This is a genomic window from Nitrosomonas sp. Is24, from assembly GCF_033063335.1.
GTDB lineage: Bacteria > Pseudomonadota > Gammaproteobacteria > Burkholderiales > Nitrosomonadaceae > Nitrosomonas.
Window position 1 is genome coordinate 2,849,023 of sequence record NZ_JAWJZG010000001.1, and the last position, 17,102, is coordinate 2,866,124.

14 protein-coding genes are annotated in these 17,102 nt (G+C 50.7%); 9 read left to right on the plus strand and 5 right to left on the minus strand.

All coding sequences use genetic code 11. From position 1 onward, the window contains the following. Positions 1–87: 87 nt before the first annotated feature. Positions 88–4,119: a PAS domain S-box protein gene (locus R2103_RS13020; RefSeq protein WP_317531806.1), complete on the plus strand. Its 4,032-nt coding sequence runs from the start codon at positions 88–90 to the stop codon at positions 4,117–4,119. 12 nt (positions 4,120–4,131) lie between these two features. Here the strand turns inward: R2103_RS13020 and R2103_RS13025 are convergent, their stop codons facing one another. Together R2103_RS13025 and R2103_RS13030 are read right to left on the minus strand one after the other, a co-directional pair. Next, positions 4,132–5,538: a GTPase/DUF3482 domain-containing protein gene (locus R2103_RS13025; RefSeq protein ID WP_317531807.1), complete on the minus strand. Its 1,407-nt coding sequence runs from the start codon at positions 5,536–5,538 to the stop codon at positions 4,132–4,134. A 3-nt stretch (positions 5,539–5,541) separates the two neighbouring features. After that, positions 5,542–6,924 (minus strand): DUF2868 domain-containing protein, encoded by a 1,383-nt coding sequence (locus tag R2103_RS13030; RefSeq protein WP_317531808.1) that lies wholly within the window; start codon positions 6,922–6,924, stop codon positions 5,542–5,544. Between the two features lie 168 nt (positions 6,925–7,092). On the opposite strand from R2103_RS13030, the gene R2103_RS13035 reads away from it, so the two are divergent. Continuing rightward, positions 7,093–7,794: a type 1 glutamine amidotransferase gene (locus tag R2103_RS13035; protein WP_317531809.1), complete on the plus strand. Its 702-nt coding sequence runs from the start codon at positions 7,093–7,095 to the stop codon at positions 7,792–7,794. Between the two features lie 17 nt (positions 7,795–7,811). Here R2103_RS13035 and R2103_RS13040 read toward each other — a convergent pair whose 3' ends face one another. Next, the gene (locus tag R2103_RS13040; RefSeq protein ID WP_317531810.1) at positions 7,812–8,822 is read right to left on the minus strand and encodes a metal-dependent hydrolase; all 1,011 of its coding nucleotides are present in this window, start codon (positions 8,820–8,822) and stop codon (positions 7,812–7,814) included. A gap of 227 nt (positions 8,823–9,049) precedes the next feature. Here R2103_RS13040 and R2103_RS13045 point away from each other — a divergent pair, with 227 nt between their 5' ends. The 3 genes from R2103_RS13045 to R2103_RS13055 all read left to right on the plus strand — a co-directional run bounded on the left by R2103_RS13045 (position 9,050) and on the right by R2103_RS13055 (position 12,206). Beyond that, entirely contained in the window at positions 9,050–11,515 is a 2,466-nt protein-coding gene (locus tag R2103_RS13045; RefSeq protein ID WP_317531811.1) for a YdbH domain-containing protein, read from the plus strand. Between the two features lie 100 nt (positions 11,516–11,615). Further along, positions 11,616–11,831 (plus strand): YnbE family lipoprotein, encoded by a 216-nt coding sequence (locus tag R2103_RS13050; RefSeq protein ID WP_317531812.1) that lies wholly within the window; start codon positions 11,616–11,618, stop codon positions 11,829–11,831. A gap of 24 nt (positions 11,832–11,855) precedes the next feature. After that, positions 11,856–12,206 (plus strand): YdbL family protein, encoded by a 351-nt coding sequence (locus tag R2103_RS13055; protein WP_317531813.1) that lies wholly within the window; start codon positions 11,856–11,858, stop codon positions 12,204–12,206. A 128-nt stretch (positions 12,207–12,334) separates the two neighbouring features. On the opposite strand, the gene R2103_RS13060 is transcribed toward R2103_RS13055, so the two are convergent. After that, positions 12,335–13,189, minus strand: coding sequence for a hypothetical protein (locus R2103_RS13060; RefSeq protein ID WP_317531814.1), 855 nt, complete (start codon positions 13,187–13,189; stop codon positions 12,335–12,337). A 549-nt stretch (positions 13,190–13,738) separates the two neighbouring features. Here R2103_RS13060 and R2103_RS13065 point away from each other — a divergent pair. After that, positions 13,739–14,110 (plus strand): hypothetical protein, encoded by a 372-nt coding sequence (locus R2103_RS13065; protein ID WP_317531815.1) that lies wholly within the window; start codon positions 13,739–13,741, stop codon positions 14,108–14,110. 206 nt (positions 14,111–14,316) lie between these two features. On the opposite strand, the gene gdhA is transcribed toward R2103_RS13065, so the two are convergent. Further along, complete coding sequence (gdhA, locus tag R2103_RS13070) at positions 14,317–15,660, minus strand: NADP-specific glutamate dehydrogenase (RefSeq protein WP_317531816.1); 1,344 nt, start codon at positions 15,658–15,660, stop codon at positions 14,317–14,319. A gap of 365 nt (positions 15,661–16,025) precedes the next feature. Between gdhA and R2103_RS13075 the strand changes: the two genes are divergently transcribed. The 3 genes from R2103_RS13075 to R2103_RS13085 are packed head-to-tail and all read left to right on the plus strand — an operon-like array spanning position 16,026 to position 17,097. After that, positions 16,026–16,352, plus strand: coding sequence for a hypothetical protein (locus R2103_RS13075; protein WP_317531817.1), 327 nt, complete (start codon positions 16,026–16,028; stop codon positions 16,350–16,352). A 27-nt stretch (positions 16,353–16,379) separates the two neighbouring features. Beyond that, positions 16,380–16,763 carry a fluoride efflux transporter CrcB gene (gene crcB, locus R2103_RS13080; protein ID WP_317531818.1) on the plus strand — a complete coding sequence of 128 codons (384 nt, stop codon included), beginning with the start codon at positions 16,380–16,382 and terminating at the stop codon, positions 16,761–16,763. A 16-nt stretch (positions 16,764–16,779) separates the two neighbouring features. Then, a complete protein-coding gene (locus R2103_RS13085) occupies positions 16,780–17,097 on the plus strand; it encodes a DUF190 domain-containing protein (protein ID WP_317531819.1) in 318 nt (105 codons plus the stop codon). Positions 17,098–17,102 lie beyond the last annotated feature (5 nt).

Below are 17,102 nucleotides of genomic sequence, written 5' to 3' on the forward strand. Positions count from 1 at the left end.
GTGATAATCTTCACCTTATGCCACCTCAAGCGATGTTTATAGCCCAATCCGCACTGACTGCCCACTCAATCGATTTCTTGCCTTTTCATGTTCAGTAACAATCAGCCGGTTTCCTATCGTCATTATATTTTTCAGCTGCTTGCGCTCGCTGTTTTGTACTTTGTATTTGGCCATATCAGCTTTTTGATCTCTGTTTCGCATTTCATTGTCACACCGGTTTTCTTTGTCGCGGAAGGTATTGCACTGGCTGCCGCCATCTTGCTTGGACGCAAGGTCTGGCCGGGCGTTTTCGTTGGGCAACTGGCACTCGCTTTGAGCAGTGGACTGGAGTTTCCACCCGCGCTGGCGATATCCGCAGTCAACAGCTTTGAAGCCGTAATTGCGGCGGCTTTATTCAAGCGCTGGAAACTGGATCCAACGCTCACTAGGGTGCATGACCTCAGCCGGCTGGTTGCCATGATCTTTTTAGTGCTGCAACCAATTAGCGCCACCTTCGGAACGATCGCGCTGTCATTCTTCAATGTCATCCAGGAATCACAGAACTACTTCCAGGCATGGGCATATTGGTGGTTTGGCAACTGCTTGGGACAATTGCTGGTAACGCCGTTTTTGCTGATTTTGTTTTCTTCGCGCGGCCGCAGCATCAGCATCTGGCAATCCATGCGCAAAGCGATCGTGCCGGTTATCTTGATGCTGCCCGCCACATGGCTGGTTTTCGGTAATTCCACTTTCAGCGGCATTTCCCTCGCATTGGTGATTTATGTTCCCTTGTTGTTATGGATTGCGATTAAAAGTGAATTAGCCGTCGTATCGCTGATATGCAGTGTCATCACCGTACTGGCGCTATTTGAAACAGCGCGCAAATTCGGCCCTTTTGTCGTGGATGATTATCCGCAGATCTTCGACATGAATATCTTCATTTTGGGTATTTCGCTCACGGCGCAATTTGTCAGCGTGCTATTCACCGAGCGTAACCAGGTGGAAGCAGAGTTGCGCAAAAGCGAAGCCAGACTTTATGCGATTATCGATACCTCCCCCATACCCAAGGCAATCAACGACGATCAGCAGAATATCACCTTCCTGAACAAAGCATTTGTGCAGACATTTGGCTATACCTTGGACGATATTCCAACGTTAGCGGACTGGTGGCCCAGGGCCTATCCGGACCCAGCATACCGCCAGCGGGTAGAAACCACATGGAATCAGCATCTGGAACAAGCATCGCGAGACAATACCAGTTTTGCTCCGCTCGACGTCATTATCCGCTGCAAAGACGGTTCTCTGCGCAGCGTTATCGCAACCGCCTCACCGCTTGAATCCGGAACATCCGCTAAGAGTTATTTGATCACCTTGGTGGACATCACATTGCACAAGAATCTTGAGACTCAGCTCATCAAAAGCCATAAATTTCTCGAGGATTTATCCAATAGTATTCCTGGCTTTATTTACCAGTTCCAGCTTTTTCCGGACGGGCGGAATTGTGTGCCGTATGCCAGCAAAGGAATAACCGGGATCCTCGGTGTATCGCCGGAAAGCATTACCACGGATGCATCGGCCATTTTTTCCATCATTCATTCCGAGGACATCGAAACATTTAACCGGTCGATTCAGGAATCCGCCGCTACATTGACCGATTGGCACGCTGATTTCCGCGTCATGACCGCACAAAATGAGATCCGGTGGATACACGCGCACTCAAAACCCGAGAAACAAGCTGACGGCAGTATTATCTGGAATGGCTACGCCAGCGATATCACCGAATTAAAAAATATATCGCTGAAATTTGAAGCCTTACTGGAACTCGCCAGCGATGGCGTTCACATTCTCGATGAAGATGGCAATATCGTGGAATTCAGCCACGCCTTTGCCAAGATGCTGGGCTATTCCAACGAAGAAACCGCCCGCCTCAATGTGATGGATTGGGATGCAATGATTCCCAAAGATAAACTGATTGCGGCAGTCCGTGAAGTCTCGAAGACACCGCGTGTTTTTGAAACGCTGCACCGGCGTAAAGACGGCACGATCATGAATGTTGAAATCAACGCCAGCAGACTGGAGGTCACGGGAAAAATACTGATTTACGCTTCGTCACGCGACATTACCGGCCGCAAGCAGCACGAAAAAGAACAGGAATATCAACGCTTGCGCTTATCCAATATCATTGAAGGAACGCACATCGGCACCTGGGAATGGAACGTGCAAACCGGGGAAGTCATTTTCAATCAGCGCTGGGCCGAAATACTCGGCTATACCCTCGAGGAACTTGCCCCGACATCGATTGAAACCTGGCAGAAGTATGCGCACCCGGATGATTTGCAGCAATCCGAAACGCTTCTCAAAGATCACTTCGCCGGAAAAATTCCTTTTTACGAATGTGAAGCCCGTATGCGTCACAAAGCAGGACATTGGATTTGGGTGCTGGATCGCGGCAAAGTGTCCAGCTGGACCGCCGATGGCAAACCGCTCATGATGTTCGGCACCCATCAGGACATCACCGAACGGAAAGAGCGTGAAACCATGCTGATCGAAGCGCGCCAGCAAGCGGAGGCCGCCAGTAACGCCAAAACCCGCTTCTTGGCGATGATGTCGCATGAAATCCGCACGCCGATGAATGCCGTGCTGGGCATGGCGTATTTATTAAGCAAAACCACCTTGGATCCGCGCCAAAGCGGGTATCTGCGCAATATTGAAGGCTCCTCCAATATTTTATTGGGCGTTATCAATGACATTCTGGATTATTCCAAAATCGAAGCCAACAAAATTGAATTGGATCATATCGCTTTCGATTTGAACACGATTCTGGAAAACCTGTCCGCCATTGCTTCAATCGCTGCAAAAGACAAAACCATCGACGTGCTTTTTTATGTCGAACCCAATGTACCCCGGCAGTTTATCGGCGATCCGCTGAGGCTCAGCCAGATTTTCGTGAACCTTATCAACAATGCGATCAAGTTTACCGATCGCGGCGAAGTCATTATCCGCATCGCCATCGCTCCGGCTGACGATGCCGAAACCGCTACGCTGGTTTTCAGCATCACCGATAGCGGTATCGGCATGACACCCGGGCAAATGGCGCACCTGTTCCAAGCATTTACCCAAGCCGATTCATCCATCTCGCGGCGTTTCGGCGGCACCGGCTTGGGTTTGTCGATTTCATACCGGCTGGCGCAGTTGATGGGAGGCAATATCGTGGCCGAAAGCAAACATGGCGAGGGCAGCCGGTTTCATTGCACGGTTCAGTTACACTACAAAAATCAGCACCGGGAACCTTGGGTGACCATTCCCGCTCACTTGCAATCACTTAAGGTAATGATCATTGACGACCATACAGTGACACGCGGCGTCATCGCGGAAATTGTTCACTCCATGGGCTGGAGTGCGGTTGCGGTGGATAACAGCACGGCATCGCTCAGAATGTTCGCCGATCCCAGTCAGGTGCCGTTTGATTTGCTGTTGTTGATGACACGCTTAACCGACACGAATTATCGCGACACCATCCATGCGATAGAAGCTGCATTACCTGCGTCACGCCGTCCCAAAATCATAGTGATCAGCAATAATATCGATCCCGCGTTCTCGAATCAGTTTGAAGCCAATAGCACCATCAACGTGCTGATTAAACCTTTCACACCGCTGAATCTGCTGGATACCGTTGCCGCCTTGTTTAGCGAAACCGCACACCAGCAAGCGCACCAGCAAGCCATTCCCGGCCAGCAGCAATTCAGCGGTGCGCATATTCTGATCGTGGAGGACAACGAGTTCAATCAACTGCTGATCACTGAGTTATTAACAAGCTGGGGTATCAAGGTGAGTCTGGCGCAAAATGGCGTGGAATGCCTGGATTTACTGAAAACAACCGAATCTCCGTTCGATCTGATTTTCATGGATATCCAAATGCCGGAAATGGACGGGTTGGAAGCAACCCGGCGTATCCGCCAGGAATTGCATCTGACTGGCATCCCGATTGTCGCTTTGACCGCCAATATCATGGAACACAACCAACAGGAGTTCCTGGCAATTGGCATGAATGCTTACCTGCCCAAACCTTTCGACCCCAATCAGCTCATTCAAGTTTTGGGTCAGTTTTTGCAACCCGGCGGGCAAAAAACGCCAACCTGATTGCAGCGTCTCTTAATTTTCATCCAGCAATGCCTCCACCAGTTTCGCTTCTATCTCCAGATATTGTGTATTGCTGTTACGCGCAGCGGATGGTTCCTGCCAAGCCGGGTTTTGGCGTAATGCGCTGGTCAGTTTGGTCCAGTTTGCGGGCAATTTCTCGCTGTCGGCTTTGTCCACATGCAGCCTGTCCTGCGCGGCATGGCCGCGGTGCATCAGTTTTTTCAGCAGATGCTTCTGACGCAAATACAAGACTTGCAGCGTGGTTTCGTCGGCACACTGCCATTGCGTGCCTTTGACCGTCGCTTTGATCTCGTCGCCATAGCGTTTGAAGGTCGACCAGCCGGCACCGGCGATTGCGCCTAACGCGCTGGCTGCGCCCAGACTCATGCCGCCGACCATCAAGTCAATTCCGGCGCCCGCCGCAGCGCCTTTAGCCGCGGCGCTGCCGAGATCCAATCCGTACGCTTTGAGGATGCCGGGCGCAAAAATATCCAGTTGCCATTGTCCGTTACTGACCGGTATTTTTTGGATGGCAACGTCTTTTTCCGAAAAATTGAAAATGGCTAACAGATCGTGCAGGCAATGCTGCTCGGCCTTACGGACAAAATCGTGCAGCCGGTCTTCAACCAGCGAATGCGCAATCAAATTATTCTGCGCGGACTTACTTTCACGGTAGCAAGCGACCGTGACAATCAATCCGGCAATCCGCTTGGCACCCGACAAACACAGCTGATTCCATAATTGGGCGCGGTAATCGATCAGCTTCTGCAGCCGGTCGTAGTGAGATTCCACCAGCGTTTGCATCTTCTGATACAAACGCTTCTCCGCTTCAAACGTAAACGCGACGGTATCGAATTCCAGCGTGGCGTGCATGCGGAAAGCCGCCAGATGCTCACGCCATTTCGCCAGTTCCCGGTCATGCCCGGCGATAAAGTTAAAAACCGGAATAATCGGTTTACTGACCTGCGTCAGGATTTCCAATTCCAGCCGGTATTTTTCCAGGAAAGGCTCGCGCACATCGATGATGTAGAGCAGGATATCGCTGCGCAATACCTGGCGGATCACTTTCGCTTCTTGTTCCAGCGGGTCGTTGACCGTTACTTGCGCAATAAACTGTTCCAGAATCTGGGTAGGAGACAACGATTTCGCTTTGGCTTGCAGCTTCTTGATATGCGCAAACAAAGCCCGGGAATCCTCCAGACCGGGCGTGTCATACAACTTCAGAATCGCTTCATTGTCGGCGGATATCGTTGCTTGCTCGACATGCCGGGTGGTACCCGCGCCATCTTCGATGACACCGAATTCAGTGCTGCGCAGCATGGTGCGGATCAGCGATGTCTTGCCGGTATTGGTATGCCCGACGACGGCGATGTTCAGCAATGAATCCGCTTGCGGATGCTGAGGGTTAGGGATATTCATGATTTACCGGGTGATGACATGTTCTGCCGGAATACCGCAGACTTCCGCCAGACGGAACCAGGCGAATTCGCGCGCGCTGGTCACCGGCGCCGATGGTTTACTCAACAGGATCAGCCACGGCTTAGCATTGCTGCCGTCGACCAGCTCCTTGATCAACCGCTGCACGCCGCGATCGGGTAAACGGTGCGCCGCCACGCCCAGCAGCAACGGACCGTTGAGATTCTTTATCAATGTCATGGCCTCATCATGCGATTCCTGATCGACGATATTCAAGCGGCAGGCAACGGATTCCGGCCAGTGCGTGGCATCGTCCAGCTCAATGCCGAAGGCTTGCGCATTGGCCGGAATAGCGACATTCTCCGGCGGACGGACAACTTCCGCAGGCTTCATACCGGCCTGCGGGTCGGCATCGATGACTTGCGCTTTCACGTCGCGCGCCATCAGACGCTGACGCAATTCAATGTAATAGGGTAAGTACAGATCGAGCTTAAAGCGGCTCTCACTCCACTGCTGCATGAGCCAGGAAAACCCAAGCAGTAACAGACGCGGGAAAATACCGTACACCAGCAAAGCGCCAATCAAGAAAACCGCCCACGCGGTGCGCGTTTCCGCGTCTTGTTTGCCTGTCCCGATACGGCTGGCAACCGTCTGCGGGTTATCCGGAATTTTCAGTCCCATCGCTTCCAATGGCGCGCCAAGGATTTCCGTGAGTCTCGGCAACGTGCTATCCGGCAGCAATGTGGTACCCCAAATGAAATTATATTGCCTGGCCAGCATGAGCAAAATCAGCAACACCAGACCGGCGGTTAAATAAGTCAGCCAGAATTGATGCGTCAAAACACTGATACGCCATTTGCCCACCGTGCCGGTTAAACAACTTTCCCACCACGCATGCGATGCCAGCGATGCAACCGTCGGCTCTTTTTTGTGCCGGTAAGGCAGCCAACTGGCCAACTGCGCCACGATACCGCTGCTCAAGCTTTGCAAATTCAAGACAATGCCCGTCAACCACAGCAATAGCGAAATCATGTTGAATCCCAGCAGCACCGCCAGCAGCCAGTAGATATTCAATGTGGAAGATTCGCTGACCGCCTGGCTGGCTGCCAATCCACCCAAAGTCAGCGCAGCAATCAGACAGATCCAGCGCGCCCGGGTAAATTGCTTACGTGGTTGCTGCAATACATCATCCAGCGCGTTATCGCGGATCAGGTGCTTGGCGCGCTGCGCCAGGCGATGAATAAATTCCGTATAGTTGAAGTCACCGGCCGTAGAACCCGGCATATTTTTAATGCCTTCGTACGACAGCTCACCGGCTTTGGCAGACTCGATTTTGCGCAATTGTTCAATGCGCACCAAATCAGCGAAGGTATGTTTGTTTACAGACATGAAAGAGTCCATTCCGGCAGAATGTCCACTCGGATTTCACAATGGGCGATAGCGTTATGTTTCACAGGTAACAAAAAAAGATTTATCCGGATTTTCAGCAGAAAATTTGCTGCAAAACAAGCTAAAATCCGTCATCAGATCGTTCAAAAAATTATGCAGGGAAATTCCATGAAACCGGTTGCAATATTCAGACATATACCCATCGAAGGGCCTGGCTATTTTGCCACATTTCTCGACAACAATCATATTCCGTGGCGCCTGATCAAAATCGACGCCGGAGAACAACCGCCCGCCAGCATCGATGGATTCAGCGGTTTGGTGTTCATGGGCGGAACGATGAGCGTCAACGACGACTTACCGTGGATCGAGCAGGAATTAACATTAATCCGCCAAGCGATTGCTCAAGACGTTCCGGTACTGGGCCATTGTCTGGGCGGTCAACTCATGGCCAAAGCCTTGGATGGCGTGGTCAGCGCCAACCCGGTCAAGGAAATGGGCTGGGGCGAAGTTACCGTGCCGGATAATCCGGTTGCCCGCGCATGGTTCGGCGATCTGACAACTTTCAATTCATTCCACTGGCACGGCGAGGCGTTCACCATCCCGCAAGGCGCCACCCGCATCTTGTCCAGTCCGTATTGCGAAAATCAGGCGTTTGCCCTGGGCATGCACCTCGGCATGCAATGCCACGTCGAAATGACCGAGCGTCTAGTCAGCGACTGGTGCAGCGTCGGCGCGGAAGAACTCGCCAGTTTGAACGAACCGTCGGTACAATCGCTGGAAGAAATTGAGAAGAATTTACCGGAACGTGTAGCGGCGTTAAATGTAGTAGCTGAGCGGCTGTACCGGAAATGGATTGTGAATTTAAAATAGCTATCTGATAATTTCAATCAATCCAGCATATGTTCACCCAGCAGCAACTTCAAAAACTTCTCTCGCGTCACACTGGATGAATCGCGGTAAAGTTTGTATTTCGCATGCTGATCCGGTTGCTCCGGGTTGATTTCGATGCCCCACAGCGGGGCGGTTGTTGTCGGCAAGTTGGAATAGCGCACATCGACCAATACATTCGGTTGTTCCGGGCGGATAGCAAGGAATCCGGCGGAGAAATGACTGAAGCGCGCGATATCCTGAGCCAGCACTGATGAAACCGGCAGATCGCTCAAATCGCGCTCCAGCACAAATTTTTCAATCGATTCTCCTGGATAGATGCGCGGCTCGGAAAACAAACCGGCGCGGATGGCATTCACATACAGTTTGCCCTCAAATTCGTAGATGGATCGCCACAGTACCAGATTGCCAAGCGTTGGCTTGACCAGCAATTGTTCCGCACGATGCCCTCTTTCCGCAATTAATGTTTCCGCAATGGTTTCAGCGCGGTGCAATTGCATCCATCCGAACGACAAATAGATCGCTGCAAGCAACAATCCGATCCGCGCTGCGGCATGACTGTATTTCCTGAAAGCAATCACCCCGGCGACCAGCAAGATCAACGTGAAGGCCGGATCCAGCACCGAAATGATATTCAACGCCACCCGTGCATCGCTGACCGGCCAGAGCAGATTGGTGCCATAGCTGGTAAACGCATCCAGCACGCCGCTCAAGCAATAACCGAGAAAGGTAAACAGGTACAGCCGCGCAAAAGTCAGGCGTTTACGCAAAAACGGCCAGAGCAGCAGCGCAACAATCAAAGCGCCGAGCGGCACAAAAAACAGCGAATGCGTGAAATGCCGGTGAAATTCGATATTCAACAGCGGATCGTTCTCCGATTGAATCAGAATATCGACATCCGCCGCAATACCGGCAACAAAGCCTATGCCGGTTGCAATGCGCGCTTCTTGTTGTTTCGCACCCGACTGCGCCATCGTTGCGCCGAGGAGTCCTTGGGTTAATAAATCCATAGTGTCGTAACGATAGTGAACAAAAAATCTCTTTTGCAGAAGATACGTAGTATAAAAGAGAGGCGCGTGATTCTTTACGATTTTTCGCGCAAACACAGCAAAACATAAAATACTGCAAGGCAATGCAGTTGTGATATCTTGTCGCAGAGTCGAAACGAAGCTAATCAGACCCGTATTAATCGAATTAAAAGTTAATTCAATGCTTGTGATCCTATGCAATTGATACAATGGGAAAACTCTTAAAGACCGGATTCCTGATCCTGATCAGCCTCGCCGTTTTTGCCGGGGCAGGTCTTTATTTTTTCCGTAATCCGTTGCTGGAAACCTTGATCGGCCAGCAGTTGAATAAGCAGGGCTTACCGCTGCAATCCATCGCTGATTTGGATCTCTCATTCAATACTTTCCGTTTGAAGGGGTTGTCGGCAGGTAAAAATAAAGAGTTGCGCTTGGATAACATGCTCGTAGCGTGGAATGTGCCGGATCTGCTTGCCGGTAAGCCAATCTCAGTTGAGATCAGCGGTTTGAACGTAGCATTCGACCTGAACGCGGCGCACCCGTTGTTGAGTTCCACTACCCCCATGACTGCCGCACCTGAGAAAAGTATCAGTCTTCCCTGGTTGCCAAATTTTTCACTCAAGGACTCCGCGATTCATCTGCGTTCAACAGCAGGTGAAACGACCATCGCGCTATCCGGCGGCATTGCGCAAAACCAGCCGGATGCACAAACGATACGCTTGAGTGTAATCGTTTCCGGTTCGCTTGCGCACAGCAAAAGCTTACTGACGGCGACGCTGGATAGAAAGGGAAATATTCAAGGCAAGTTCGCGATCTCTGAAGGTATGCTGGGACTGCCCGAAGCGAGCATCTCCAGTTTCTCGGGCGAAGCGGCATTTTCGTTCGCGGCATTGCAGTTACAGCATATCCAAACCGAATTCACATTAACCGGCATCAAACTGCCGGGAAAAGCAATCATAAAACCCGCATCCGATTCCGCTGATAAAAATCCGGTGACGCCAGCGTTAGGGGATACAGCCATTGATCGTATCACACTGAAAAGCGATATCCGCGCGTCAGCACAATCATTGACAGGATCATTGGATCTCGAAGCCGATGGCGGTCAATATGCCGCGGAACCGCTCAAAGTTCAGCAATTCTCAGTTTCTTTGCCCGTGCAAGTCACGTCCAACCGGGATAATTGGCAAGTTGCATTGCGCAATCCGGGGCAGATCACTTTTGGCAAGATCGATTCCGGCACGCCTGTGCATTTGCTGAATGCACTCAAGTTTTCCATTCCCCAAGTGAATTTGGAATTGGCAAAAAACTCGCAGGGTTGGTCACTTGCACACGATATCGCAGTAATTCCTGGCAACCTGAACGTGCGTATCGATCGTACCGAATCCTCCGCTATTGAAGCGCAGATTCATCCCGGAAAAATAACCCTGACCGGAAAACTCGGTGCCGGCACCGGCTACCAAGGGCGATTTACCATCAACGATGCAGGCTTCACATTGCCGCAATCCGATCTGCAATTGAAGGATTTTTCCGCCACCGTGCATCTAAATGATGCCGAGATCGGCACTGCCGCGGATTTTGCCATTGCCCGGCTGCAACACCTGGCACCCGAACCGTTATTTGCTGCGTTGTCCATCTCAGGCAGTATCCGCAATGAAGCGTCAGCTGGAGAACCAGCCGTGTATGCGCTAAACATAACGGGCGGCGTGCCGGATTTACGCTATTTAAAAATCAGCGGCCGTCATGCGCTCGCGAGTGGCGATGGCACGCTAGTAGCGGAATTTATTCCTGTCCGTTTCTCACCGGAGGGTTTGCAACCCAGCGCACTCTCTCCCGTTCTTGCACAGCTTGAGGATGCCAGCGGACATCTCGGCGCCAACGTTCAATTCAAATGGTCCAAGGAAGGTGTGCAGAACAGTCAGGCTGCATTTGAATTACGTAACTTATCGTTTACCCGTGAAAATACAAAACTCAGCGATCTGAATGTCAGTCTTAATTTGGTGGATCTGTTATCTCCCCGCACCCCGCCGCACCAGACGGTCACAATCCGGCGGATTGACGCCGGTGTTCCGCTGGAAAATTTGCTGGTCTCCTATCATATCGTAGGCACCAGCCCGCCCCGCATCGCCATCGAACAAGCACAATTCTCCGTGCTGGAGGGTACAATTGCCGTGGTACCTACCGTCATCGACCCGGCCGCGACACGTTCCGATACTTTGATCCGCATCAGCAACATCGACCTGGAAACCCTCTTTAATGTCATTAAGGTTGACGGATTGACGGGAAGCGGTCATTTGGACGGTCAGATCCCGCTGACATTGGCAGAAAATCAAGTGACCATCACCAATGGCCACCTTGCAGCGCAAGCTCCGGGGATTTTGCGCTTCAAATCGGCAAAAGCCTCAAAAATGATGGCTTCCGCCGGTAAGGAAATGAATTTATTACTGCAAGCGGCGCAGGATTTTCACTACACCGAACTGTCGCTGGATCTGGACAAATCGGTTACGCACGATCTGGTAGCCAAACTGTCGTTGTTGGGGAATAATCCCAAGGTGAAAGACGGGCAGGCATTCCGTTTGAACATCAAGCTCGAAACGGATATCGATAAAATTCTGCAAACGATTAATCAGGGCTACAACTTATCGCATGAAATTCTGCGCGGCTCATTAAGGTTCCATTAAGTCCGCCCGCGTTAAATTGAAGCCATGGAACACAGTATGCTAATTATCGGATTCCCAGTCAGAGTGGAGCGCGGGAATCCATCAGAAAAGGAGTGCAATCATGCGCAAAATTGATCGAATAACCAACGCGACATTAATCAAAGTCATCCTGATCCTATACTGCCTGACGATCACTGCATGCGCGCCGACCGTTAAAGTGGAGCCACCGCAAGAACCGATCACAATTAATCTCAATATCAAGCTGGATGCCGACATCCGGGTAAAGCTTGAAGAGCAAGCCAAAAAAGATATCGCGGCCAATCCTGGCATCTTCTGATATCAACGAGACGAGGAGAACACTATGCAGCGTACTGCACACATGACAGTTAAAAAACCTTTCGCAAAAATCGGCCAAGCCATGCTGCTGGCATTCCTGCTTAACGCGCTACCCGCCTGGGCCGATTCCATCGAGAATCTGCGTGCATCGGGCGCAGTCGGCGAAAGTTACGATGGCTATGTCGTCGCGCGCCAACCCAGCGCCCGTGGAGAAGCGGATGAGATTAATGCAAAACGCCGATCGATTTACCAGGAAAAAGCCACCGCTCAGGGAATCGATATCGAACAAGTCGGTAAAGTTTATGCTGAAGAAATCATTCGCAAAGTCCCATCCGGAACTTGGATTCAGCTGAATGGACAGTGGAAACAGAAATAGCAGCCCGTGCAAGTTGAACTACCGTTAAAACCGGCAAGCATCATCCGCGAGTACTGACGCTAAAAACCATTGTCCTATTTTGACACCCGTCAGGCGCTCGCAGTCCGGTCCCCAAAGGAATTGATCCGTTAATCCGCCATCAGCGGACTGACTTCGGCATACCAGCTGCAATGACGATAAAGTTCGGCGCGCAACAATGCTCTGTAGTTATCCGGCAAATCACGCGCAATCGCCCGGAATTCCTGCTTATCCTGTGCCGTAATGACAGTCGGACCTATAAACGGGGTTTTGTTGCGGCGCAAATTCAGGTTGAATACGGCCTGATGCGGCAAGTCAAAAAATCGAACCATGTCTTTTAACACTGTTTCCCGTTTGAGATCGGCGTCGACATCGATAAAAAATACGCGATCCTGCCACTGGTTATCTCGGATCAGCTGCATCGCCCGGTGTTCGATTTCCAGCCATTGCAACAAATAAAACTGAAAACGGCTGAGTGTGCCCGGGTAGTGCCGGAACAATGCTTCATGCCCGGTTAAAGCCCAGCGGAACAAACGTTCACCGGTATCGCTGGTATATTCCGCAAACGGCAGATGCAACCGGCGTATAGCCTGTTCGCGCACATATTCGCTTTTTGCCACGAGTAATGGATTTCGTACCAGATGAATAAAACCGAGATTGCGCAGCAGGTTTCCGGCATGGCGGTTAAACGCTTTCACAAAAGCATGATTCGATTCAAAATAAAACGGTTGCTGGCGATCCGTGATAAAACGGCATTTGCGTTCCAGCACAGGGATTAATGCGTTGTCGTTATTCTGCGTATTCCATTCAATGGGTTTGCCGAACAACGTGGGATTACCCGGTGTGAAGTAAGGCTCGTGCGTGCTGTAACAGTGCGTAATATTCTTCGAGAAAAAATCGGCGAGATAGCTGGTACCCGAACGGCCGCTGGCGAGGGCGAATAGTACAAGCTGAGTGTTATTCATAGCCTCGTCGGCGAACTATCCAGTAGTACCATAAACACCATGTTGACTCTTAACTGTATCAGACCGGAGCGTGATGAATCAGCTCTGCTCTTTATTTCAGAAACTTATCCTTGATAATCTGTGCAACAATCAATCCAGCGATCAATGCAATTACAGAATAAATAGTAATTTCTATTAAATCAGTCATTTGGCAAGGTATCCCATCTCAATCAATGCAAACGCAAGCATTTTATATGAGATACATGCATCCAATGGAAAAATATTCTCCGTACAAGATTCCTAAATTGGGAAATTCTTACCGCTGATTGACACCAGCTGAAATTATTCTCAAAATCGCGGCGCACGTTGATGGCGAAACATCTAATGGCATGCAAAAAGCACCTCTGTGGCATGAAGCGTGTGCCATGGCATTAGGATTGGATGATAAAATGCCGTGAAGCTACGCTTATAATAATAAGTGCGTATCTGCCACAAAACAGGAAGCATTGATGTTGATCGCAACGGATTTGTTACTTTAATTTAAGATTAATTTTTATAGGCTTAATACATATGAAGAAATTACTTTTTGTTGTTCTGATTTCCTTGGTGTTTACAAACAACCTGTACGCGAAAGGTAGCAAAGGCAGTAAAGGCAGCGTATCAAAAGCGCCAGTGAGCTCTAAACCGGCCGCACAACAAAAACAAGCGAATACGAACCAACCTGCGCCAGCTCAACAGCCAGCGCAAGCAGCTAACGCCAATGCACCAGCTGCAGCACCAAATGCACAAGCTCAAAACCCATCCCTTTTGCAATCCGCAATGCCCGCATTAGTCGGTGGCGCGGTGGGAAGCTATATCGGCAGCAAATTGGCCAGTGATGGCGAGGATGCAAAAGCAGCGGAAGAAAGCGCGGAAAAAAAGGACGAGCAGTTTTTAAAATAATAAACCATAGCCGTTCGGCTTAACTTCACAAACCCGCAAAGCAAAGAGCGTTACCATTCTTCACAACAAAGAAAGGTAACGCTCGAACCAATGAACCCTGGTACTGAAAAAACAACCTGATGAGCTTGCCGGAAAACAATGGCAGCTCATTCAGGAATTTTTAGCGCCACTCGCCCAGAGTCACATATTCCATCGGTTTGCTAAAGCTAAATAACGCCTTGTCCCAGCATGGCTTCAGCCACTTTGACAAAACCGGCGATATTGGCGCCATCGACATAGTTGACGCTGCCATCGGCTTTGGTACCGTATTTCAGACAGGATTTATGGATCGCCTGCATGATTTCTTTCAGGCGCGCATCGACTTCGTCACGCGTCCACGATATCCGCATGGCATTCTGGCTCATTTCCAAGCCAGATGTCGCAACGCCGCCTGCATTACTGGCTTTGCCCGGCGCATAGAGCACTTTGTTGTGCAGGAAACATTCGACAGCTTCCGCGGTCGATGGCATGTTGGCGCCTTCAGCCACGCAAATCACGCCATTCTTCACTAGCGCCCGCGCATCGTCACCGTTCAATTCATTCTGTGTTGCACAAGGCAATGCCACTTGGACGGGCACATGCCAGGGTTTCGCACCGGGTAGATAGGTGACATTGACCCGTTTGGCATATTCATCGAGACGGGCATACAGGTGATTTTTAACCTCGGCCAGAATCGCCAGCTTTTCGGGAGTGAAACCCGCTTCGTCGACGATCGTGCCGCTCGAATCGGATACGGTCACCACTTTGGCGCCCTGCGACATAGCTTTTTCCACGGCAAATTGCGCCACATTTCCCGAGCCGGAAACCGAAACGCGCATGCCTTCGAGGGAACGCCCTGCGTGTTGCAATATTTCCTGGGCAAAGTAAACCGTGCCGTAACCGGTTGCTTCCGGACGTATCAATGACCCGCCAAAACTCAACCCCTTACCGGTGAATACGCAATCCGCACGATTCGATAATTTCTTCATCATACCGGCCATGAAACCGACTTCCCGCCCGCCTACACCGATATCTCCGGCAGGAACATCGGTATCCGAACCAATATGGCGGAATAATTCGCTGATAAACGCCTGGCAGAAGCGCATGACTTCACCGGGGCTTTTACCTTTAGGATCGAAATCGGAACCGCCCTTACCGCCGCCCATCGGCAGCGTCGTCAAGGCATTCTTGAAGGTCTGTTCAAACGCCAGGAATTTAAGAATCGACAAATTAACCGAGGGATGAAACCGGATGCCGCCTTTGTAAGGTCCGATGGAAGAACTGTGCTGTATGCGATAACCGCGATTGACCCGGACTTCGCCGTGATCATCCACCCAGGACACCCGAAATATAATCACCCGCTCCGGCTCGACCAAGCGATCCAGCAAACCATGCTCGGCATAACGAGGATGCTCCAATATGAACGGCCACAAACTTTCAATCACTTCCGTGACCGCCTGCATATACTCTGGTTGGTTCGGATTGCGCCCTGCCACATCGGCGCTGAACTCTTGAAGACTTTTATATTTCATTTTATTTCCCCGGTAAGTAAAAGGTTATCAGCAAATGGCCCAATTTTGCCAAATTAATGTACAAGCTGCACTGTATTTTTATTAAAAAAGGGTTTTTATACAAGAAACCTCTGCATGGCCCAAAGCGGATGGTTGCCGATAGGAATCTGGAATGGTAGTTTAGACGGCAGACCAGTTTCAGTGTCCGGCTGGCGATGGCCATACTCAAATAAATTGCCTTGTGTGTAAACCGGCAAATCCAAGCGCGCAATAGCACGATGAGAGGAGAATATCATGCCTATATCAGCAGTATGCAAAATCCGCACAAACTTAAAACCAAACCTGCAAATGAATAAAGCCTGATCGTGCTTATCTGCCTGACTTTCTTGATAACATCGCCGGCTCACGCTGCAGAAAAAGCAAGCGAACAAAGGCTGGATGAGGTCGCCGGACGCGCTTCGCATGTCATGCCGTTCGATCTGGAGAAAACCACGCATATTTTTTCCAAGACTGACACGGGCGGTATTCGGCAGATAATTACTAAGAACAAATCCGATAGCGGACAAATCAGCCTGATACGGGTGCATTTGTCCGGAATTACCCAGGAATTTCAGCAAGGTGATTATTTGAATCCGGAAAAAATTCATGTCGCTGGCATACCTGAACTGGCGGAATTGAAATCGACACCCGCGATAGGGGATGACAGGACATGAGCAATCCGATCAAGCAAGGATAATTTTATGTTCAATTCGCTAGCAGCCATTTGTTTGGGAGCATCACTCGGCGCCGTGCTGCGCTGGTTGCTGGGCATGTCGCTCAACGCGCTATTTCCCGCCATACCGCCCGGCACACTGGTAGCGAATCTGATCGGCGGTTACCTGATCGGTGTCGCGCTGGCCGTTTTTGCCCATCACCCCGGCTTAGCACCCGAATGGCGCCTGTTCGTCATCACCGGTTTCTTGGGCGGATTAACCACATTTTCCACGTTCTCCGCCGAAATCACGACGCTGATTCAAGAAGGGCGCATGCTGTGGGCTTTGGGTGCGATCAGCGCGCATGTGATCGGTTCTTTGGTAATGACGATGCTTGGGCTAGCAACCGTTTCCACGTTCAAGACCCTTTGATTTTAGGGAGAGGGCTATGAGAGGCTATCAACTGACTTTTTTCACTCAACAAGACCGTCAGCACAACCACCAGCCGCTCGGAGAATGGCTGCTGCAAGCTGCTATGAAACTGGGCATCGGTGGTGCAACGCTGATCGCCGCTAGCGAAGGCTTCGGACATGATCGCAAACTGCACGCCGCGCATTTCTTTGAACTGGCTGATCAACCGGTCGAGGTGACGATGGCCGTCAGCGAACAGCAGGCGGAACTCATGTTCGAGCATCTGAGGCAGGAAAGTGTAAAAGTGTTTTACGTCAAAACACCGATAGAATTCGGTATGACCGGAAAATTGTGATGCTG